This is a genomic window from Algoriphagus jejuensis, assembly GCF_039523455.1.
GTDB lineage: Bacteria > Bacteroidota > Bacteroidia > Cytophagales > Cyclobacteriaceae > Algoriphagus > Algoriphagus jejuensis.
Genome location: NZ_BAAAFI010000049.1, coordinates 70944 through 92104, shown reverse-complemented (window position 1 = coordinate 92104; position 21161 = coordinate 70944). Strand labels below are relative to the sequence as shown.

The following is a 21161-nucleotide window of genomic DNA, read 5'->3' as shown; positions in this document are numbered from 1 at the left end:
TTATCTTGGTTTCCTAACTCTGGTCTCTTGCTTCCCGGCTCTAGTCCTGATACTAATGTCTTTATATTTGATACTCAAAAAATGCCTATAAAAGTAATTGCCTTCGACGCAGATGACACCCTCTGGGTAAACGAACCTTTCTTTCGCGAAGCAGAAGAAAAGTTTGCTGGCTTGCTGGAAGATTTTATGCCCCAGCATGCGATCATGAAGGAATTATACCGCACCGAGATAGACAATCTCAAGCTCTATGGATACGGTATCAAGGGCTTTATGCTCTCGATGATTGAAGCTGCCATGCGAATCTCGGACAATAAGATGCCGTTGGCTTTAGTGGAAAAAGTGATCAACATCGGTCGCGAGATGCTGGAAAAGCCCGTAGATCTTTTGCCGGGGGTGGAAGAAGTCTTACAGGAATTAAATGGAGACTTTCGGATCGTATTGGCGACCAAGGGGGATCTGCTGGATCAAGAGCGCAAGCTCAAAAAGTCTGGACTGGAGAGGTACTTTCACCACATCGAGATCATGAGCGAAAAGCGGACTTCCGATTTTGAAAAGCTCATCCACCACCTGGATGTCGATTCTTCAGAGTTCCTCATGATGGGAAATAGCTTGAAGTCAGACATCTTGCCCGTTTTGGAGCTGGGAGGTCACGCCATCCACATTCCTTTTCACATCACTTGGGCTCACGAGCAGGTATCGCATGAAGTGAAAAACGATCAGTTTTATTCGGTAAAATGTATTGCTGATGCAGCTGAACTGATCAAAACGATGAAATAGCATGAGTGTCATGGATCTGAATACCGCGGTTGAACTCCACGATATGGCCGGAATAAAAGCCATTTTGGAAACTGGAGACTTTCAGCAAAGCAAGAAGGAAACACCGCTGCTATGGGTTTTGATCGGCGAATATACCAGAAGCCCTAGATTCAAAGATTGCGTCAAAGTTTTTTTGGAAATGGGCCACGGCTTGGAGGATCCTGTCATTGAAGCGGTGCTTATGGACGACGGAGATCTACTGAAGAAAGTCATCCTTGAAAACCCAAAAGTTATCGAAAAAAAGTTCACACTTCCCTGCGCTTATACCCCATTTTTCGAAGCTTCCCTACTACACATCTGTGCGGAATTCAACCATTTTTCCTGCGCGGAAGTTTTGGTCAAATCCGGACTGGATATCAATACCAAAGCCGGAGTCGATGATTTCGGTTTCGGCGGGCAAACACCTATTTTTCATTCGGTAAACCAAAACAACCATCAGTCCAGAGAGATGCTGGATTTTTGTTTGGATTATGGGGCTGACCTAGATCTGACTGTTCGGGGATTGATCTGGGGTAAAGGCTACGACTGGGAAACACTCATTCCCGCAGTCAACCCGATCAGCTACGCCCTGATGGGATTGCTGCCGCAAATGCACCGAAAAGAGGCCGTGATCTCCGGCATCGTCTCCCAACTCCTGAAATATCGGTTTGGCATCGATTACATTTCCCCAAACGTTCCAAACAAATACCTTAAGAGCTGATTCGGGGACTTAGTTTTCCAGCACTTGTTTTTCCTCCAAAAGCACTTTTCTAAGCTTTTCATACTCGAGATCCTGCACCGCTATCTCTTCATCGATCGCAAGGGAAGCTGCTGCAGCGGCAGATTGTCCCAAGATCATAAAGACCGGTTCCATGCGGATCGAACCAAAAGCGGTATGAGAACTGGAGACGCAGACCGGCACGAGCAGATTCGTGCATTCTTCTTTTTTAGGAATCAAAGTCCCATAAGAGATCGAGTAGGGCTGTTTAGGATGCACGCCAATATCCCCCTCATTTTGTACAAATCCTCCCGTCGTGACGAAGCGCTGCGTGTTGTGAGAATCCAGCGAATACGAGCCCATACCCACTGGCTGAGGGACTTCCTTCGCGCCTAGGACATCGTGCTCGGTCATCACATAAGAACCGATCATCCTCCTCGCTTCGCGCACATAGATCTGATGCGGCCAGTTTCCATTGTCCACAAACTCATCCTTGGCCAGACCATAGTTTGCCATCTCTGCGCGCACGTCTTCAGGGACTTGCGGATCATTGGAGAGAAAGTACATCAGGCCTTTTTGGTATTCGACATGTTCCTGAATGATTTCTTTTCTTCTCGCATAGCTCGCTTCGGGATAGTCGTAGTTTTTGCCGATGTAGTCGGTACTGAACGGCCCGTGGTTATTGGTGTCAGTCTTCTGATTAGGAATAGGATCGTATTTTTCAAAGGTCTCAGGCCATCCTGTCGCATACACCCGCGCCAAGAGTTCATAGCGTGAAGCGTCGTAATTTACGGGCTTTTCGAAAGGCACTCGGTTATCCAGATTGCTGCTCAACGCCATCCGGAAATTATATGCCTGTAGACGCTGATCCCCTTCCCCGTTTTTTCCCGGAGGGTTTGGAGAGATCTCTGGCAAAAGCCCACTCGACGGATCACCGGCAATCTTGTACGCGCTGATCGAATCTTGGAAATAATGCTTGTGCTGATAGGTGCCGACCTGCACCCCATTCCAGGTTTCTCCATAAGTTTCATTCGACTCACGCCCAACATGATAGCTCAGGCCAGCTGCCGCCATCAGATCCCCTTCGTAGGTGGCATCGATGAACACTTTGCCAGTATAGGATTTTCCTGACAGGGTTTTGATCGAAATGATTTTACCAGACTCGACAGTCACCCCTCCCTCCCGATCGAGCCATTCGTCCCGATGTATTTCCAGTTGATTTTCTCGGACAAAGTCCTCAAAGACCCGCTCTGCGGCATGCGGTTCAAAGATCCACATGGTACGGTTCGCCCCGTCGATGGCCGGGGTACCTTGGCCTTTGTTGCCGTATTCGTCACGCTTTTGCCATTTCCAAGCCGAATCCTGCTCGTAGTGCAGATACAGACGATGATAAAACTCCCGAGCCAAACCTCCGATCACCGCTTTGTTTCCAGTGTCTGTGAAGCCCAAACCTCCAGCGGAGAGCCCTCCCAAATGCTTGTCCGGCGATACGACCAGCACAGTTTTCCCCATTTTCTTTGCCTGCATTGCAGCGGTGATGGCTGCAGAAGTTCCGCCGTAGACAACGATATCCGCTTCGAAGTTATTTGGTTCCGATTGCGGCTGCGAACAGCCAAAAGCAAAGAATATACCAAGGAGAAGGCTAAAAAGGGGCTTCATGAGTTACTGGTTTGGTTTAGATGTTGATGAAAGGCAATGCTACAAATGACTTGAGACTACCGTTAGAAAAGCAATAAAAAAGGAGGGAAATCCCTCCTTTCTGGGTTTATTTATTTCACCTTACTGAATGACTCAAACTCCTTATTCATGGTTTGGTCAGTCACGTCCCCATCAGAGTTCACGACGATTCGGTATCTGAATGTCGCCGATTTGCCTGGAGCAATCTTGAAATTAAGCTCGTCTTTACCGTCGCTCAGCGCTTTTTGGCCCAGCGTATTTGCAGCAAACAAGCCGTAACCTCTCGCATGCCAATAGGTTGGATAGCCTGGATTTGATGGATGATCCACGATCGCAAGGTCAATTTTCTCACCCTTGATTTCTCCGGAAAGATTAACCCAAGTACCTCTCGTACCCCAGACGTCATCTCCTTCTTTACCAGCGCTGCTTCGATACATGCCAGTCACGCCTTCGTTGTTGAGAGAAGGTACCGCCGTGGCAATGCCACTCGCATCGGTGAAGATCTCCGGCTTGTTGGAGGGGTGCTCCAATTCACGCGCCACTCGAATGCCGAGCATGCCTTCCTTGTTGTCTGTCATTGCAACTTCTTTTGACTGCGCGGTAAGGGTGGTGATACGGTCTATGATTCGCTTATTTCCATCAACGCTAAAAACAAAGGTAGTTTTCTCTTTGAGCAATACTTCACCCGTAGACGTCACCCAGTCCATGGCTACTTCCAATTCAGCTTTGTCCTTGCCATCTTTCGCTTTGAGTATGCCCGTATGAATGATGCTTCCATAGGCACTTTTCTTATCGGCCGGGATTGCGTCGGAGTTGTTCCAAAAATCTAGTCCGTTGACGTCACCATAGTTAAACCAGACTCCGATGTGATGAGGATGATCTACTCGCTCTCCCGCACGTGGTGCTAGTGGATAGCCTCTGGAGATGTCATTGCCGTTGACGGATTTGATTGGGTACAAAACCGGCTTGTCGATTGTCGTTGGATAGAGATAGGCCGTGAAAAGTTCTCCATTCACATGGACTTCTACTTTTTTTTCTGCATCCTTTCTCACCAAAGTCACCGCATTTGCTTTCGCAGACGGTCCTGTCGTTGTCGTTGTTTTCATTTCCGATCTTTCAGAAAATGGAATAAGTACTAAGCTGGCAAAAAAGCCGACTTTGAATAGGCTAATCATGGTTTATTGTTTTAGTATTGGAAAACTTTTCCTCCGGCGAGGACTTCTTGTTTTTCTTCATCAAAGGTCACAAACTGACCTGTTCTGAGCGCGGCAGTAGTCATGATATTGGCGATCGAGTGATTGTAACCCGCCATGACATCGGCGTTGGGCTTCTTGCGGCTGCGGATGCAGTCCATCCAGTTTCTCATGTGCGCGGAGGTCAAATCATCTACACCAGTATCAGCTCCGGTTTCGGTCTTGACCGCCTCTCCCAAAGCCATGTCCGGAAGCAAATTGGCTTTCATTCCCATGGCACCGGCATTTCGTTCATTCAGCCCGCCATTTGGGGTGATTCGGTTGGTATCCAGATTGAGCTCACCGCCATTGGAAAAATAAATCTCTTTAGTTCCACCTGCGCCATTGGTAAATCGGGAAGAATAGATCACCTGGAAGCCTTTTGACTTGTCATCCAAGGGACCATAGTCAAACACCGCCGTCATGGTATCAAAGTTTTCCCGTCCGTCCTTCCAAAGGTAGATGCCGCCATTTGCAGCGACACTTCGCGGGTGTGGAATGTCCGTAAACCAATGAACCGTATCAATCTGATGCGCCATCCACTGTCCAGGAATCCCTGAGGAATACGGCCAAAACAAACGAAACTCCAAGTATTTTCTAGGATCCCAATCGGCTTTAGGCCTGTTCATCTGAAAACGCTCCCAATCGGTATCTTCTTTTCGGATCTGCTGCGTTAACTCCGGCAATCTCCAACGTCCCGGTTGATTGACATTCCAAGTCATCTCCACGGCGACGATATCTCCGAACTTTCCGTCTTTGATGTATTGGTTAGCCGCATGATAATTGGCTCCGCTTCGGCGCTGAGAGCCGACCTGCACGATCTTACCCGTACGAAGCACAGCCTCTTTTGCTGCACGTGCATCGGCCATGGTTTCCGCAAAGGGCTTTTCTACATAAGCATCCCGTCCAGCTTCCACCGCTTCTTTGCAGTGCAAGGCATGCTGGAAATCAGCCGTGCTGACGATGACCGCGTCGACATCTTTGCGATCGTAGAGTTCGTCGTTGTTTCGCGCAGTAGCGATGGTCAGGCCACTTTTGTCTTTGACATAGGCTACCGCTTCTTCTCTCCTTCTGCTCCACAAATCCGAAACCGCCGTAAACTCAAAATTCATTTCCTTGGAATGCCTAAGCATCGCAGGGATCAGAGCGCTTTTTGCCCGGTTCGAAAAACCGACGATACCGACATTTACCCGGTCATTGGCTCCCATTATTTTGCTGTAACTGCTAGCCGGAAAAGCCAGGGCGCCCAATCCAACGCCGGCAGTGGTGAGAACTGACTTTTTCAAAAAGTCTCGTCTGGAATTATCTGAATTCATGGTCATTTGAGTATCTACTGTTATTTGTCAAAAAAGAAGAAACGCAAGGCATTCCTCTCGCTTTTCTCCTGATACAATACCGCCAATTACTTCGATTGGGCTACCAGACGGTTAAAAATATCCAATTGCTCCTTTAGTGCTTTGACCCGGTCGTCCGGCTTAGTTCGGGCTTCCATCAGGATCCACCCGTCATACTTTATCTTTGTGAAAAGCTTTATCAATTCAGCATAAGGATAGTCACCCACGTTGAACTCTCTGACGTGCACCGTGTCACCAAACCACTTTTCAAGCGTGTGAAAATTTTGCTCCAGTCCCGGAGCGAGCAAATCCTCTGGATTGGAATTCCAGCAAACTTTGACATTGGGCTCAGTCACCTGATCAAAGATCGCCTTCATGTTCGGAATATCCTGAGTCTGATTTCCATGCACTTCCACTCGGATCAATTGTCCGTAATCCTGCGCAAATTTCCCCACTTCATTAAAGGAAGCAGCGATCTGTGCAAGTGTTTTTTCCTTTGGCACTCCTTCAGGAAGACCATTGGGTTTCACCTTGATACCGGTGGCTCCGATATCGTGACAGAGTTTGATGTATTCTTTCGTCCCGTCGATGTTCTCCTTAAGCTTGGCTGGATCTGCACTGTGATATTCGTAGTTGCTACCATACCCGAGGCAGGTGACTTTACTACCTGCAAAACGCTTCTTAACCTCTTTCCTTTGCGCTGCCGATAGGTTTGCTTCGACCGCGTGAGCATGCTGTGTGCGAAGTTCTACGCCGAGGACTCCAGTTTTTTCGCAGTTGGCGATCAGAGTGGCGAGATCCCAGTCCTTGGCCCATTCGTAGGTCACCAGACCGAATTTCATACCCGACTTCAATGGATTTGCAAGAGTGGGGACATAGGGTAACACCGCTGCTCCAAGGCCTAAGGCCACGCTTTTTTGGATAAAATCCCTTCGTGAAAAATCCTTTTTTATCATAACCTTAATAATAAGGATAAAAAGGTCATCAACCCAAGTGACCGTCACAAATTCTCCGAAATCGATTTAGAAGGAAAAACTATCTCGCGTGTTGCCCAATCCGGCAAATAAAAAAAATGGAACCGAACCCAGTGAGGACAGAAAATTTAATCTGGTAACCGGGTGAAGCTACTGCGATTTGTTCCTAGACGAACTTAATCCTCCTTGCTCCCTCCCGCGCCTATCGGGATGCGGGCATAGACATACATGCTTGAATTTTTCAGATTGTAGGTCTCAGGTTTGTAGACATCCACCACCCCATAGTAGTAGTTCACTCCGATGCTGGTACTGACTGGTCCTTTTTTAAGCCTATATCCGAGTCCACCGACCAAACCAAAATCCAAGCGGGTATAGTTGTCTCTGACGTCGTTCTTGTATTCCAACTCTCCACCGTAGTCATCCACCTTGAAATAATCGAAAGCTTTGGCCCGCAGCCCCGGTTGGATTCCGCCTTCTAGGAAGACTTTCCCGAGTCGCTGCTGCCACATGATTGGCACATAGAATACGTTTACTTTGGTGGTCAGCTCCCCCTCCGCATAGACATCGTCAAATTCCGCATCACCAATGGAATAAGTGGGCATCCCACTCGCTCCGACGTTCGACTTGACATGTACACCCGTTGAGATAAACCCGGTACTGTTTTCGGTCATTTTGACGTGAAAGAAAAAACCCAGGTTAAAATTGTTAAGTCCATGTGAATCCTCTCGGGCTAAGTACCAAGAACGGTTATAACCCCCGTCGAGACCGAATTCAATTTTCCCTGAGTTGAGCTGATCACCAAAAATTGCCACAATCAACAGTTGCGCTTGGGCTGAAAAAGAAAACAAAAACAAAACAATGAAAGCAGAGGATATTTTAAGCATCAGAAATCAGCACCAAAGTGAGATGCTAATGTAGCTGAATCCTTTGGGCTGAACAAAGGCCTTTTTCAATTTGGAATTTGAGAGAAGCCTCATAGCCTACTGCTGCCCCACAACTAAGAGCCAATATTTTGGGCTTTTTACTTTAAAAAACTGACCTATCATCTACAAAACTAGAAAAAAGCCCTAGAGAATATCTTAAATCCACCTCTTCTGTTTTTACCAGCGATTAATAGCTTAAATTGATTTACAATAAAATCTGGAAATCCCCCCTTACTTCGATGACCGGAGGAAAATCACAAAGAAGGTGCGAAAAGAAACGCTCGCTTTCTTTCGGTTAGTTAGAGGCGCCAGGTTTTTTATTGAAATTACCTTCCCTACAGCCCAAGCCGGCCAAACATAACTATGAATCTAGAGGCGAATTCAGCGAAAAAGAAATGGTCCAAAACGAAGAAAATCGTGGTGACTCTTGGTTTTTTGATCGTCGCTGCTGGTGTGCTGGTCTACCTCAATTTCAACAAGCTCGTCTCTGCTGCGCTCAACCAATCTTTCCAATCCAGTCTGATGTCCGAGGTGTATGACCTGAAATTTGAAAACCTCCGGGTGAATCCGATTCAAGGAACCATCGCGGTATACAATGTTTCTTTCGAACCCAAGGAAAATTCAGAATATCCCTACCTCAACAGCTTCATTCGCTTACATACCAAAAGTCTGACTTTGGAAAATGTGGACATCAGCCTTCTGCTGGAGTCCCACGAATTGGCCTTGGACAAGATCTCCATCAATACTCCAGAGATAGAACTGGATGTCAATGGCTCCAATCCAATCCTATTTCCCTTCAAACCCACAAAGGCATCCGAAGACGCTGGCAAAAAGAGGTCGCTGGACGCGTATTTTTTGCATGAATTCGAACTGGTCGATGCTTCATTTCATGTGATCAACTCCGTCAAAAACCGTGATTTTACGATTGAAAATTTCAGTATTTCGCTTCGGGACCTGCTCATCAATCAGGATGAGGGCCAAGATGTCATCTCCCTCAAAAACATTTACATCTCTCTGGCAAAGTTCACCGGAAATCTGACAGAAGGCCCGCTGAAACATGCGAAATTCATGGATTTCAGACTGATGTTTGATTCCGTCAACGTCCTTAAAAATCTGGATACTTTGATTTTCCAATTCAGAGATATGCAAGCAGGAATCGATTCCCTCGATGTCCATACCAAAGACAGTCTGTTTCACCTGCAGATGGACGTATTCAAGCTTGGGTATTTGGATCAGTCCATCCTTCTGAAGGGCTTGAGCTTCAAACCCAACAAAACCAATGCGGAAGTTCAGAAAAACTACAGTTTCCAGCAGGCGAATTTTTCGGGGACGGTGGCCTCACTTTCAATTCTGGGAATAAATTTTGACTCGCTGATGTATGAGGACAAGATTTTCATTGATGAAGTGTTACTCGATAGTGTGGCTACGGGGATATACAAAGACAACACGAAACCAAAGGATCTGAGCCAGTTTCCGGAATATCTTGGTCAGACCATCGCAAAAATCGAAACACCCCTGTGGATCAAATCTTTGAAAGTCACTAACGTCGAACTTACCAACGAGGAGAAGAGACCTGATGGAACTACTGCTATAGTGACTATTTCCAAAGGAACTGCCGAGGTCAAAAACATCACCAACCTCGCACCAAACGGGGAGCTTGAGCTCAGTGCCAGGGCCTATTTGGCGGGAACAGTGGAGACGATCCTGACACTGAAATTCAGCTATGCCAAGCCCCAATTTTCATTTACCGGAAGCCTATCTCCTTTTGACCTTCCTCAGCTCAACCCGATCATCCAGGCTTATTCTCCTGCAAAAATCACAAAAGGCACCGTCGACAACATCAGCTTCTCGGGTCTAGCCGCCAATACCACTGCTTCTGGCACCTTGAAATTTCTATATCATGGCCTAGAGGTAGATCTGCAACTCAAAGATCAGGCGAAATGGAAGAGCTCCTTGGTCACTTTTGGAGCCAACACGGCCTTGATCTCCCAAAACCCCATTTCTGAAAATTCTCCTGAACGTACTGTCCGATTCACTGCCGAGCGAGACATGAACAAAGGCTTTGTCAATCTGGTAATCAAATCAATCCTTAACGGCATGAAGGAAACAATGATCATGTCCAAAGAGAATCGCAAGGAATTCAATCAACTGAAAAAGGAGACCAGAAAAGAAGCGAAACGAGAGGCAAAAAAGGAAAACGAAACTAACTAACTGCAAATTTCCAGTTACAAACAACCTTTAAAAAGGCCCAGTGCAAAATACCAGAAGCAAGATTTTGCCGCTTGCGGATCAAATTAGGCCGTTTTCCAGTTTACTGCAATTCGATCTGTTCACCCATTTTTCCAGAACATTATTCTGTCCGACCTTTTTTTACTACCTTTGAACAGAAATAAAATTCCCTGCAACGGTTCCGACTCACCTTGATTTTTTCACCCATCCAAAACCCGAACCGAAAGTACTTCAAAAGCCTGATTTTATTTCGAACACAGATTCTAGATCAACACCCTCTGCTGCCATGATAGAATCCTTACGCTGGAATCCAGCGCCAAATGCAGGAGTGGGAAAGATTGCCTAGAAAGGATAGCATCCCCAGTTTGCTGCCTCAAAGAAATTCAAAATTGGGAACATATATCTTGAAAAAAACACAATTAAAGCGATAGAAGATGACCAGTAGTGCCATAACCGAAGAAATTCAAGAAAAAAATCCAAGCAACACCGAGAGACTGAGAGTCCTAATCACCTCCGATGTGCCGATGAAGGAGCTGGAAGTTAAGCTGGCGAATCTTGAAATAGACGTCTCTTGGCAAAAGATCGCCCAGCCACTGACCGGGCTCGAAGACACCTTTACCTTTCGCCACCTAAAGCCGATCTTTGATGAGGCTGGCAAATCAGGCATCGACTTGGTCATCGCAGTGGATACGAACTACGATAAGTTTACGCTCGGTGTCAGGAAACTGATCGAAGGAAATTTCATCCTGCTGAATATCCACCATACCTCATTGATATTGGCGAGATTGCTGCTTGAGAATCACGATTCACTAAGTTTGAAAAAATCGATCTTCATTACGGATTTGTTGGATAAACTTTTTGCAAAAAGCGAAGGCCCGGTAAGCACGATAGCAAACCTGCCATCACCTCTTGCTGAGCAGGAGGCGTTTATGGAGGAAGAGACAGCCGAAACCCTGTATATCTCAGAAAACCAAGAAATCATCCTCAAAGGTCAAAATGACAGTTTGGGCTACCTGCTTTCACGCATTCTCCTGGCAGCTAAAAAGGCTAAATCTGAAAACAAAACTTTATTTGATACCCTGATCAACATCTACAATGACTACGGATTTCAGCGGGAAAAAAACCTGGCGGTATCGATCGAAGAGCCTTCTCAAAAGGCATTTTTCAAGAAGATCATCGCAAGACTGAAGAAAAAACCACCATTGACACTGGGGATGACTGAGATTATCAGTATCGAAGACCTCAGCAATGGCACCCTGAAAAACCTCCTCAGCGGCAGGACCATGGCCTCCCAGTCACCTCCGGCCAATGCACTGCAAGTGCAACTGGGCAACAACTCCCGTTTTCTGATTTTCCCAACGGAGCAGAAGATCAACTTCTTCTTCACCAGTCAGGGTAAATTGATCAGAAAGGATGACTTCACAACACTCAATCAGCAGTTTGATCAGCGGGTAGTGAAGTTGCTTTCCGAAATCAACCGATTGGGACTGGAAAACTAAAATCTAATTTATCAGAATCAACTAGAAGCCGAATTGTTTTGAGCCTCGCTCAGGATTGATTTGGCTTCTTCAATAAAATCCAAAAGCCACTCCTGATTGAAGGTCTTGGAAGTCACTCTCGCATAAAAAGTATCCCGAATCAGTCGCCAATACTTCATTGAGACTTCTTCCGAGACGCCAAGATACTTCACCCAAACTGACTGGACAACACCCTCAATCACTTGATTAGTATGATGATAGGTTTCTTGGAATAGCTTCAAATCCCTGTTTTTTACCAGCTGAGTCTGAAAGAGAATCGCCTCCTTATTTTCTACCATCAAGCGGATAAACTGGCTGTCAATTTTTTCCAGCACGATAAATTTAGGAGCCAGCGCTTCCTCTCTTTCCAGATGGAGTTCCATCAGACGTTCAAGAAATGTATCCTTGTCTCCAAAAAAATGGTAAAAGCCCGATTTGTTTTTGCCCAAAATTCTCGCAAGTCGCTCTATTTGCAACCCTTCATGCCCTTCCTCGGAAAATAGTTTATACCCCAAATTCAACCAAGTACCTGAACTGACATCGTTTGAAGTCATAATTTTTAATGGATTAGTCCTATAAAAATCTTTCTAAAAAACACCTCTCGCAGAGGGATTCAAAACTGTGCAAAGACGATCTGATAACGGAAGCATTGTCGAGAGAGCCGCTCAGCATCTGCCACACCTCGCAGCAAAAAGAAACTAGTTTACACTGAGCCAGTGTCAACGCAGTACTACATGAATGTCAGCTATTTGCGAACATTTCCCTGTAAAAACGGTTAAATTTATATGTCCCTATCGGTAAGAATCACGTCTTTCTATACTGCTGCATTTTTAGTAATCCTCTGCTCCTGTAGAGATCCGGAAACACGGTCCATGGAGGTGAGAGCGACTGCTTATAATTCTGTTAGATGGCAAACGGACAAAGATTCAAACATTACAGCATGGGGAGACACCTTAAAACCCGGCATGATGGCCTTGGCGATTTCAAGAGATTTGCTTGACTCGGGATTGCATCATGGGATGGAAGTCACCATTGATGGATTAGAAGGAAAATATGTCATCCTAGATAAAATGAAAAACAAGTGGACCAAAAAAATCGACATCTATATGGGCAAAGATGTGGCTAGAGCCCGAGAATGGGGTAACCAAAAGGTTACTATCCGCTGGGTTCCAAATGATTCGATCTGATTTTAAAATCGGGGGCGTATCCCGATAGAGTTCATTTCTTGCGTTGAGCTTGGGGATTGATTTTTAGGAAACCAATGGGCTGTGAATTGGTCAATCAGAGATCTCTCGAAATAAACGATCCTAAATGGATCAAAACTTTCTACACCTACGCGCCGTGACTTAGACCATCATGAAATCCAGGGATTTGAATACCGGGAAAGGAGTATAAGTCCGAAGGGGATTGAACTTCGAAGACAATGGGATTACAAAATTTGCTCTGGACGATTTGCGCGTATCGTAGCCATTTTCAAGGCAAAAAACAAAGGGAAAACAGCAGTCCACGCTTAGGGTAGCCGGCTAATCATTTTTGCCTTATTATTCTACCTCAGCTTGCGCACTTTGAGTTCCATTTCGAGCTCTTTCACCCTTTTGTTTCTGGGATCGTTGGTGAGTTTATAAATGAGAAATAGCGGTATCAGCAGCGCAATGCCGTACGCATGGTAGTATATACTGAAGAGAACAATCCCGACCAGAAATCCGATTAAAAAGGCATTCAGGATAGAAAATGAATTCAATTTTTTTTGTTCTTCCAGTAACTCCTGGTCTGTCAATTCTTTGTATTCCATCTGAGGAAAGGTGTCTTAAACTGGTTGTTTTGTTTCATTGAGGGTATTGTCAAAAAAAAGCTCGAACTCGTTCGGATCGTCGGAAAAGTTACATAATATCTTCGTTTTTTACACAGATCCCAATAGCCATCGCTGACACCCGCGTCTATGCCACGGCGCACAAGTATTGAGACGTTAGACCCTATGCTCGCTCTGTACTTTGGCGGATGTTTGTTTTAGATATCCGACGATGAGCGGTCGTAAATCAACAATCTCAACCCAAAAAATCCTACGATACCAAGACCACAATCGAGCGGCCTTCCACAGAAATGTACGATCCGGCAAACTCCGGTCCCTTACCCCAGTCATAGATGTCTTCGGGTGAAGCCTTGCTTGTATCCATCCACAATCTCCAGGATTTATTGACGTCCATTTGCGCAGGTACCTCAAACTCCAGGGTCCCAAAATAGGCATTGATCATGATATGCATGAAAGTAGTCCGACTGAGGGATTCCACGCTGAAGGCCAGTGCGTGGGAGTAGTCAGACCAATCGGCCTCACCCAGCTTCACCCCATGGTAGGTAATCCGGCCCTGATCAAGCAGCTCCTTGAGGCTCATCGAATAGTCTGTCTGGCTGGAGTCCCGCTTGAGGCGCTGGGCGATCAGCAGCTTCACAAAGCGGAAAAGACCCTGATTTTTGTTGACGAGACCCCAGTCTAACCAGCTCAGTTCGTTGTCCTGGCAATAGGGATTGTTGTTCCCCAGTTGGGTACGCTTGACTTCATCTCCCATGGAGATCATCGGCGTACCTACGGCTAGCAGGATCGTGGTGAGGAAATTGCGCATCTGTTTTTCCCGTAGGGCCTCGACTGCAATGTCTTTGCTCGGTCCCTCCACCCCACAGTTCCAGCTCAGGTTGTCATTGGAGCCATCACGACTCTCCTCTCCATTGAGTTCGTTGTGCTTGCGACCGTAGGAAACCAGATCATAGAGCGTAAACCCGTCATGACAGGTTACGAAATTGATGCTTTGCTCCGGCTCCCGCTCCTGGTGCCCAAAGATGTCGGGACTGCCGATCATACGACTGATAAAGGCCTTGATCTTGCCCTCGTCGCCCCGGATAAAACTCCGGACATCGTCGCGAAATCTTCCATTCCACTCTTTCCAACTATCGCCGACAAAGGTCCCGACTTGGTATAAGCCGGCAGCGTCCCAAGCCTCGGCGATAAGCTTGGTTCCAGCCAGCACAGGATCGGATTCAATATCCCAAAGGATGGGCGGATTTTCAATCAGGTTGCCCTTTCCATCCCGCGATAGAATCGAAGCGAGGTCAAACCGGAAACCATCCACATGCAGGTGCTCCACCCAAAACCGAAGGCTATCTAAGATCATCCTACGGACGACCGGACTGTTGGCGTTGAGGCTATTGCCACAACCAGAATAGTTGCTGTAGATGGATTGATCGTCCTCCAGAGAGTAGTAAAGCCTGTTGTCGATGCCTCTGAAGGAAAAAGTAGGCCCTCCTTCACCTCCTTCTGCGGTATGGTTGTAGACGACGTCCAATATCACTTCTATCCCGGCACGGTGCAGCGCTTTGACTAAATCCCGAAACTCATCCAAGGCGGCCAGAGGATCCTTCTTGCTGGAATAGGCCTCGTGAACAGCAAAGAAGGAAACAGGATTGTAACCCCAATAATTGATGCGTCCCGCCTCGGTTTTGGGATCAAACTGGAAGACCGGCATCAGCTCTACGGCTGTGATCCCGAGATCTACCAGATAGGGGATCTTTTCGATCATCCCTGCGTAGGTGCCTCTTAGCGCATCAGCAACCCCGGAATTGGGATTTTTGGTAAATCCAGACACATGCATCTCGTAGATGATCGTCTGGGAAAAAGGCCGGGCAAGCGGCAAGTCTCCCTCCCAATCGTAGGCTCCGATATCCACTACGACTGACTTGGGACAATCTTCCGAAAAGGCTACTGCCATGGCATAAGGATCGAGTAACACCTTACTCGGATCAAAACACATCCCCCGCCCTGCATCGCGCGGTCCTGAGACTCGGTAGGCATAGAGCTGCCCTGGTGCTATATCGGGCACGAAGACGTGCCAATAGTGATAAGTTCGGTTGGCGGCAGGATCCAATCGGACAATGGCCGAAGGCTCCTTATCGTCCCGTTTGTGAAAAAAGAGGAGTTCCACCCCTTCTGCATGTTTGGAAAAAAGAGAAAAATTGACTCCAGCCGTGCTGTAGGTCGAACCGATTGGAAAACTGTTTCCGGGAAGTAGAGGCCGCATCTTTCAAGAATTTCCACCAAGATAACTACCAACAACCTGCCTATCCCTAACAAAAGTCAGGAACAAAAATGAGTAAGTCCGGTTGAAAAATTGGACGTCAAGTCATTCTTTTTCGCCAGGGCTGTACCGTTTCGTACTACGCTTCTCCACGTCGTCCCGATAAAACGCCACGTTCTTAAACTCAGCGTCTGCGTACCGCTGCGCTTGATCAAAGAAGTGTGGGGAAGTTGGATCGGCGCTTTGGCCGCCAGCAAGGATGGTCTTGGCTTTCACCCGATCTCCAAACTCGACCACGGCCACAAAGCTATTGCCGCGATAGCCGTACAGACGCTTGGACCCCTCGTAGGTTTGAGCTCCATATGCCGCCAAAGCACCCCAGTTTCCAGAAGCGAGCCCAATCGGCACATATGACTTGTCGTCGTCAAAATCAGCACCAATCTCACCGCTTAATCGCTGAAAACGGTTGATCTCACTCCAAGGCGTGTTCCAGGTGCCAAAGTCGCCATTCATCTGAGCGATGGTCTTTTCAAAGATCTCCTGGATTTCCGCCGAAGTCGGAATCTTGGCAACCGACATCGGATTGACAAATCGGCCCATGCTTCGAAAAGCCCGCTGGTAGTTTTCTCCATAAAAATGCGCTACGGACATCGCCACAGATTCCTTGGAGGTACGGTAATCCCAGGCCTTCATCAGTTCCAGTACTTGGGATTGCTCCCCATTTTTCCCTCCTCCCACTGCGGCCAGCAACTCGGGAATCAGGTATTCGAAGGCCGGCAAATACGGGTCGTAAGCCAATTCGAGGAAAGTATCCAAGTTCAGTTTTTCGACTTCCTTCAAAACTTTCACCGCATGGACTGCGCGGAAATTCTCCGCATCCGGGGCCATGTATGCCGGGTAGTCTTCTCTTTTTGGGCTAAACTCCGCCGCTGCCGTGAAAGGCGTGGAGTTGCAGTTTTGAATCCAGCCGTTACCGGGATTGAGGATCAGGATGCTTTCATCGACGGTGTGTAGCCCCTGCCAGTCGGTCTCCGGATTGCTACCGTCCACGGGCTTGGAGAAGTCGTATTCGGGATTTCGCTTTGGGATAAAGTTGCCGTGGAAGTAGGCGATATTTCCGTCTGCATCCGCAAAAACGGTGTTATTGGACGAGTTGGTGCGGATATTCATCATGTCCTTAAACTCCGCATAGTTGGCAAGCTTGGTCCGTGTATAACTTTGCGACAGCGCATTGACAGGGTCCCAATTGATCTTGGTCGCCACCCACTTTTCGCCGGTCTTGTGGGTGATCGGTCCGTGATGCGTGCGGTAGAAATTGAAATCCTTTTCTTTCACTTGCTCCCCTTCCTTGTACTTCAAGGTGACTGTCTGCTTTATAACATCCCTGAGTTCATTCCCAAACTTATACTGAATCTTATCGCCGGCCTCTACAATCTCCTCTTCAAATTCATCCTTGAAATCCACAAAAGTGGAGGTATGAATCCAGCCCGTTTTCTCATTGAAACCCTGGTATACAAAAAACTGCCCCCAAGTCACAGCACCATAGACATTGAGCCCTTCCTCACTTACCAAATGGACTTCAGGTCTAAAGTAGAACGAGGTATGGGGATTGATCAGCAACATTGCGTTGCCGGATTCAGACAATGCCGGAGCGATGGCAATCCCATTTGACCCCTGTGGCTCGGTGAAGATATCTTCGGTCTCAAGAAACGCCAAAGCAGTGTCTCCTTCGTAGAATGCTTTCAATCTCTCTGTTGATATACTCTCGATATCGCCGCCAATGGACCCTTCCGAAAAGAACATTGGCATCCAAGGTTCGTAGTGCGTGATCACCTGAGGATTTACTTCGGGATGGGTGTGCAAGTAGTAGTTGACCCCATCAGCAAAGGCCACACACAGCGACTTAAGCCAATCCGGAGCGAATTCGTAAGCCGCTTTGGCTTCCGCTTCGGTCATGTAAAGGTTCGCTCGGAGGTCAGAATAAAGCGCCTCCTCCCCTTCCAGCTCGGCCAGCCTCCCGATGGCCCAGATATAGTTCCGCTCCACTCTTCTGAAATCGTCCTCACACTGAGCATAGAGCAGACCAAAGACGGCGTCCGCGTCGCTTTTGCCATAGATGTGAGGCACGCCGAAGTCATCACGAAGGATCTCTACCCGTGCAGCTTGGGCTTCCCAGCGACTCAGTCCATCGGTGGAGTTTTTGTTTTCGCAGGAAAAAAACGTGATCGTGCAAATCAGAAAGGCAAATCTCTTCAGCATAGGTTTGGTCAAAAAGGTGGTCATCCCAAAGTAAGTGATTTCAAAAGTCCGCGCAAAAGCTTTCTTATCGGTGGTCTTTGTAGTGATTCTTTGGCAATTTCTCCTTGAGCCGTGTGATCAATTCCCCCGGGATTGACGGACATTCCTCGACCGCTTTTTGAAGCTTTTCCACCTGCTCCACCGAACTTGCCCCAACCACAAGCGATGACACTGCTTTTTCGCTCAATCCAAACCGGATCAAGACTGCTTCGGGAGAAAAGCCGGATTCTTGAATTTCCGCTTTGATCTCCCCTACTTTTTCCTCTGGGAAATCTAAAAAACCAGCAAGCGGCTTATCAATCAAGATGCCTTTGGCAAAAGCTCCCCGAACTAAAACACGGGTGGTCGTTTCTTCCAGCAAAGGGAAAACCGTCTCCTCAGGTCTGCGATCCAGCGGACTGTACTGCATCATGATTGTAGCGGGAGGATTCATGGCTAAGAGGTTTCGAATCACGTTGGGTCGGATCGAGGAAATGCCGAAGGCACGGATTTTACCCTGACTTTTCAAAAGCTCAAAAGTCTCCAAAATTTCTTCCCAAGGGTCGTCTAGCGTGCCTCCATGAAGCTGATATAGGTCAATGCAGTCGGTTTGGAGTCGTTTTAGGCTTTCCTCCAGCGCCTGCACAATATATTCCTTCCGCGGATTCCAAGACCAGGACTCTCCATCTGGGTTCCACTTATTCCCCACCTTGGTCGCCAAAATCAAATCGGAGCGCCTATATCGGAGCGCTCGTCCAATGTTCAATTCATTCTTCCCTTTTTGGTACAAATCAGCGGTATCAAAAAAAGATATTCCTGAGTCAACTGCCTTAAGAAGCACTTTTTCAGCTTCAGAAAAAGACTCCGGCAGGGACATGCAACCCAAGGCGATCGGTGGAAAAAAGGGCGCCTGTGAATCTGAAACAGTTGACATTGTTTTTGGGTTAAATTTTTCCCGACCTCAGCCGCAATTTGTTAATGACAAATTCCTGATGACCTTCCTAATTTCGGGTTCAATTTTGGAATTACCGTAAAGATTTCCTGCTATTATCTTTATTTTTGATCTGCCTAAAACCTATAACCATGAAAAAAATAGCTGTTTTCACCTCTGGTGGAGATTCCCCTGGGATGAATGCCTGTATTCGCGCGGTAGTCAGAACAGGAATATTTAGAGGACTTGAAGTCTACGGAATCAACCGCGGATACGAGGGAATGATCGAGGGAGATATCAAGCAAATGAATTCCCACTCGGTCAGTAACATCATCCAGCGCGGAGGTACCATCCTCAAATCCGCAAGATCCTCAGAATTCAGAACTCCTGAAGGCAGGAAAAAAGCCTATGAAAGTCTCAAAGCTTTGGGCATTGAAGGTCTGATAGCGATCGGAGGCGACGGAACATTCACCGGAGCTAAAATTTTCTATGAAGAGTATGGAATTCCTACCGTAGGCTGTCCCGGCACGATCGACAACGACATCTATGGTACTGATTTCACCATTGGCTTTGATACTGCGGTAAACACCGCTCTGGCAGCTATCGATAAAATCAGAGACACCGCAGCGGCACATGACCGGATATTCTTTGTAGAAGTGATGGGCAGAGATGCCGGCTTTATCGCCGTAGAATGCGGCATCGGAGGAGGTGCGGAATTTGTAATGGTGCCCGAAACCAAAACTGACCTTGACGCCGTGGTCAATACCCTAAAAAGTCACCGTGAGTTTCGAAGTTCCAGTATCATCGTAGTAGCCGAGGGTGATGAGCTGGGCAATGCCAACGAGATCATGGCAATGGTAAAAACCAAAGTAGATAACCCCGCCAAGGACTTTAAAGTAACTACATTGGGACACATCCAACGTGGAGGTGCACCGACAGCCCGCGACCGAGTATTGGGTAGCCGATGTGGAATGGGTGCCGTAGATGGACTAATTGCTGGCAAGGCCGGCTGCATGTCCGGAGTCATCAACAACGAAATCGTCTATACAACTTTCGCTGACTGCATCGGCAAGTCGAAGCCGATACATCCGGATCACCTAGCTTTAATCGAAATCTTAAACATTTGACATGGGATATATTCCATTGTTTATCACTATGGGAGGTGCCTGCCTGCTTTTTTTTCTGACTGTGAAAAATTCCATGCAGCGAAAACTTAACCATCAGCGGGAACTAATCTCAAACCTAAGCCTGAACCATCCCGAACTCGGATTGATTCTCGGAGAAATCGCTGACCCAGATTCTGTCTTGGAACGCATGAAGCTATCGAACGCTGCAGGCAAAGCCTCCAAAAAAAGCTTGGAAATCATACGCCAGATGAAGGTCAACCGACACCAATACAATGCGCTGATCAAAAAGGCCCCTTACAATTGGGTGGCCAAACTGAGCGGTTTTCAAGCCATCTGACTGGCAAGCCAAGCGAGAATTTTCTCGGATTGATCCGGATGAAACCAGCTGATTTCAGCATCCCGGCGGAACCAAGTCAACTGGCGCTTGGCGTACCGCCGGGAATTTCTTTTCAATAGTCTGACCGCTTCGGCTCGGTCATAGTTGCCCTCGAGATAGCCGAAGATCTCTGAATACCCGACCGTCTGGAGGGAGTTTAGATGGCGCTGCGCAAAAAGCGACTCCGCTTCCTCAAAAAGTCCCTGATCGATCATCTGATCCATGCGCTCATCGATGCGACGGTACAATTCCTCCCGGTCTCTTTCCAGTCCGATTTTTAGTATTCGAAAAGGACGCACGGCCGCTCTTTTCACTCGAAAACTGCTGAACTTCAATCCCGTGCCGCGGTACACTTCCAGCGCACGCATGAGCCGCTGTGGGTTTTGCTGGTCCACCTGCGAAAAATACTCCGGATCTATCCGGGCAACTTCAGCCTGAAGCCAGCCTAGCCCTTTTTCCTCGTATGCTGCGATTACCATGGGACGAATCTCGGGAGCAACGGTGGGAATTTCATCAAACCCCTTGATAATGGCATCCGCAAAGAGCCCCGAACCCCCGGTCATAATCGCAACAGAATTGGTCTTAAAAATCGTCTCCAAAATTTCCAAACCGTCTTTTTCAAAGCGCTTCACGTCATACTCTTCTGCTATCGAGCGGGTATTGATCAAATGATGCGGTACAAGAGCCAGCTCCTCCGGACTGGGTTTGGCGGTCCCCAGATTCATTTCCCGATAAAACTGTCTGCTGTCACAGGAGACAATCTCGGTCTCAAATTTTTTGGCTAGCATTAGACAGAGGTCGGTTTTGCCTACCGCTGTGGGGCCGACTACCAGAATCAGATTTTTTTCTCCCGTCAAAGTTTTGGAATTTTAGTCTCGTAAAAGTCCAAAGGAATGCTATGAAATCGAGCATGACAAAAAAGTCACTCAGAAAGATGATTAACAAGGATGCTAGATTCCATCTGACCATTAAAAATCTATTTAAAAA

General features: G+C 47.3%; 18 protein-coding genes. 7 read left to right on the top strand and 11 right to left on the bottom strand.

The window, feature by feature from the left end; genetic code table 11:
* The first annotated feature begins 81 nt into the window (after positions 1-81).
* Complete coding sequence (locus tag ABD031_RS21450) at positions 82-777, top strand: HAD family hydrolase (RefSeq protein WP_343855002.1); 696 nt, start codon at positions 82-84, stop codon at positions 775-777.
* 1 nt (position 778) lies between these two features.
* The gene (locus tag ABD031_RS21445; RefSeq protein ID WP_343855001.1) at positions 779-1516 is read left to right on the top strand and encodes a hypothetical protein; all 738 of its coding nucleotides are present in this window, start codon (positions 779-781) and stop codon (positions 1514-1516) included.
* A 9-nt stretch (positions 1517-1525) separates the two neighbouring features.
* Here ABD031_RS21445 and ABD031_RS21440 read toward each other — a convergent pair whose 3' ends face one another.
* From ABD031_RS21440 to ABD031_RS21420, 5 genes are all read right to left on the bottom strand, one after another.
* On the bottom strand, positions 1526-3172 hold the full coding sequence (locus ABD031_RS21440; protein ID WP_343855000.1) for an FAD-dependent oxidoreductase: 1647 nt from the start codon (positions 3170-3172) through the stop codon (positions 1526-1528).
* Positions 3173-3282: 110 nt separating this feature from the next.
* Positions 3283-4296 (bottom strand): DUF6807 domain-containing protein, encoded by a 1014-nt coding sequence (locus ABD031_RS21435; RefSeq protein ID WP_343854999.1) that lies wholly within the window; start codon positions 4294-4296, stop codon positions 3283-3285.
* 80 nt (positions 4297-4376) lie between these two features.
* Positions 4377-5744, bottom strand: coding sequence for a Gfo/Idh/MocA family protein (locus ABD031_RS21430; RefSeq protein WP_343854996.1), 1368 nt, complete (start codon positions 5742-5744; stop codon positions 4377-4379).
* A gap of 80 nt (positions 5745-5824) precedes the next feature.
* On the bottom strand, positions 5825-6598 hold the full coding sequence (locus ABD031_RS21425; RefSeq protein WP_343854995.1) for a sugar phosphate isomerase/epimerase family protein: 774 nt from the start codon (positions 6596-6598) through the stop codon (positions 5825-5827).
* Between the two features lie 308 nt (positions 6599-6906).
* The gene (locus tag ABD031_RS21420; protein WP_343854993.1) at positions 6907-7542 is read right to left on the bottom strand and encodes an outer membrane beta-barrel protein; all 636 of its coding nucleotides are present in this window, start codon (positions 7540-7542) and stop codon (positions 6907-6909) included.
* Between the two features lie 474 nt (positions 7543-8016).
* Between ABD031_RS21420 and ABD031_RS21415 the strand changes: the two genes are divergently transcribed.
* Both ABD031_RS21415 and ABD031_RS21410 read left to right on the top strand, forming a co-directional pair.
* Entirely contained in the window at positions 8017-9864 is a 1848-nt protein-coding gene (locus tag ABD031_RS21415; RefSeq protein WP_343854991.1) for a DUF748 domain-containing protein, read from the top strand.
* 452 nt (positions 9865-10316) lie between these two features.
* Positions 10317-11381, top strand: coding sequence for a hypothetical protein (locus ABD031_RS21410; protein ID WP_343854989.1), 1065 nt, complete (start codon positions 10317-10319; stop codon positions 11379-11381).
* Between the two features lie 17 nt (positions 11382-11398).
* On the opposite strand, the gene ABD031_RS21405 is transcribed toward ABD031_RS21410, so the two are convergent.
* Positions 11399-11953, bottom strand: coding sequence for a TetR/AcrR family transcriptional regulator (locus ABD031_RS21405; protein WP_343854988.1), 555 nt, complete (start codon positions 11951-11953; stop codon positions 11399-11401).
* 231 nt (positions 11954-12184) lie between these two features.
* Between ABD031_RS21405 and ABD031_RS21400 the strand changes: the two genes are divergently transcribed.
* Positions 12185-12586, top strand: coding sequence for a 3D domain-containing protein (locus ABD031_RS21400; protein WP_343854987.1), 402 nt, complete (start codon positions 12185-12187; stop codon positions 12584-12586).
* A gap of 359 nt (positions 12587-12945) precedes the next feature.
* Here the strand turns inward: ABD031_RS21400 and ABD031_RS21395 are convergent, their stop codons facing one another.
* The 4 genes from ABD031_RS21395 to ABD031_RS21380 all read right to left on the bottom strand — a co-directional run bounded on the left by ABD031_RS21395 (position 12946) and on the right by ABD031_RS21380 (position 18674).
* Positions 12946-13191 (bottom strand): FUSC family protein, encoded by a 246-nt coding sequence (locus ABD031_RS21395; protein ID WP_343854986.1) that lies wholly within the window; start codon positions 13189-13191, stop codon positions 12946-12948.
* 268 nt (positions 13192-13459) lie between these two features.
* Positions 13460-15466, bottom strand: a complete 2007-nt coding sequence (locus tag ABD031_RS21390) for a glycogen debranching protein (RefSeq protein ID WP_343854984.1) — start codon at positions 15464-15466, stop codon at positions 13460-13462.
* Positions 15467-15568: 102 nt separating this feature from the next.
* Positions 15569-17722 carry an acylase gene (locus tag ABD031_RS21385; protein ID WP_343854983.1) on the bottom strand — a complete coding sequence of 718 codons (2154 nt, stop codon included), beginning with the start codon at positions 17720-17722 and terminating at the stop codon, positions 15569-15571.
* A 64-nt stretch (positions 17723-17786) separates the two neighbouring features.
* A complete protein-coding gene (locus ABD031_RS21380) occupies positions 17787-18674 on the bottom strand; it encodes an aldo/keto reductase (protein WP_343854982.1) in 888 nt (295 codons plus the stop codon).
* Between the two features lie 149 nt (positions 18675-18823).
* On the opposite strand from ABD031_RS21380, the gene pfkA reads away from it, so the two are divergent.
* Together pfkA and ABD031_RS21370 are read left to right on the top strand one after the other, a co-directional pair.
* Positions 18824-19798: a 6-phosphofructokinase gene (pfkA, locus tag ABD031_RS21375; RefSeq protein WP_343854980.1), complete on the top strand. Its 975-nt coding sequence runs from the start codon at positions 18824-18826 to the stop codon at positions 19796-19798.
* Between the two features lie 73 nt (positions 19799-19871).
* A complete protein-coding gene (locus ABD031_RS21370; protein ID WP_343854979.1) occupies positions 19872-20135 on the top strand; it encodes a hypothetical protein in 264 nt (87 codons plus the stop codon).
* Here the strand turns inward: ABD031_RS21370 and miaA are convergent.
* Positions 20123-21031, bottom strand: a complete 909-nt coding sequence (miaA, locus tag ABD031_RS21365) for a tRNA (adenosine(37)-N6)-dimethylallyltransferase MiaA (protein WP_343854976.1) — start codon at positions 21029-21031, stop codon at positions 20123-20125. The genes ABD031_RS21370 and miaA overlap by 13 nt on opposite strands.
* Positions 21032-21161 lie beyond the last annotated feature (130 nt).

What these genes read in the sequence shown, in the direction of transcription:
- ABD031_RS21450 (WP_343855002.1), top strand. Translation starts at nt 82, where the DNA reads ATGCCTATAAAAGTAATTGCCTTCGACGCAGATGACACCCTCTGGGTA.
- ABD031_RS21445 (WP_343855001.1), top strand. Translation starts at nt 779, where the DNA reads ATGAGTGTCATGGATCTGAATACCGCGGTTGAACTCCACGATATGGCC.
- ABD031_RS21440 (WP_343855000.1), bottom strand. Translation starts at nt 3,172, where the DNA reads ATGAAGCCCCTTTTTAGCCTTCTCCTTGGTATATTCTTTGCTTTTGGC.
- ABD031_RS21435 (WP_343854999.1), bottom strand. Translation starts at nt 4,296, where the DNA reads ATGAAAACAACGACAACGACAGGACCGTCTGCGAAAGCAAATGCGGTG.
- ABD031_RS21430 (WP_343854996.1), bottom strand. Translation starts at nt 5,744, where the DNA reads ATGACCATGAATTCAGATAATTCCAGACGAGACTTTTTGAAAAAGTCA.
- ABD031_RS21425 (WP_343854995.1), bottom strand. Translation starts at nt 6,598, where the DNA reads ATGAAATTCGGTCTGGTGACCTACGAATGGGCCAAGGACTGGGATCTC.
- ABD031_RS21415 (WP_343854991.1), top strand. Translation starts at nt 8,017, where the DNA reads ATGAATCTAGAGGCGAATTCAGCGAAAAAGAAATGGTCCAAAACGAAG.
- ABD031_RS21410 (WP_343854989.1), top strand. Translation starts at nt 10,317, where the DNA reads ATGACCAGTAGTGCCATAACCGAAGAAATTCAAGAAAAAAATCCAAGC.
- ABD031_RS21405 (WP_343854988.1), bottom strand. Translation starts at nt 11,953, where the DNA reads ATGACTTCAAACGATGTCAGTTCAGGTACTTGGTTGAATTTGGGGTAT.
- ABD031_RS21400 (WP_343854987.1), top strand. Translation starts at nt 12,185, where the DNA reads ATGTCCCTATCGGTAAGAATCACGTCTTTCTATACTGCTGCATTTTTA.
- ABD031_RS21395 (WP_343854986.1), bottom strand. Translation starts at nt 13,191, where the DNA reads ATGGAATACAAAGAATTGACAGACCAGGAGTTACTGGAAGAACAAAAA.
- ABD031_RS21390 (WP_343854984.1), bottom strand. Translation starts at nt 15,466, where the DNA reads ATGCGGCCTCTACTTCCCGGAAACAGTTTTCCAATCGGTTCGACCTAC.
- ABD031_RS21385 (WP_343854983.1), bottom strand. Translation starts at nt 17,722, where the DNA reads ATGCTGAAGAGATTTGCCTTTCTGATTTGCACGATCACGTTTTTTTCC.
- ABD031_RS21380 (WP_343854982.1), bottom strand. Translation starts at nt 18,674, where the DNA reads ATGTCAACTGTTTCAGATTCACAGGCGCCCTTTTTTCCACCGATCGCC.
- pfkA (WP_343854980.1), top strand. Translation starts at nt 18,824, where the DNA reads ATGAAAAAAATAGCTGTTTTCACCTCTGGTGGAGATTCCCCTGGGATG.
- ABD031_RS21370 (WP_343854979.1), top strand. Translation starts at nt 19,872, where the DNA reads ATGCAGCGAAAACTTAACCATCAGCGGGAACTAATCTCAAACCTAAGC.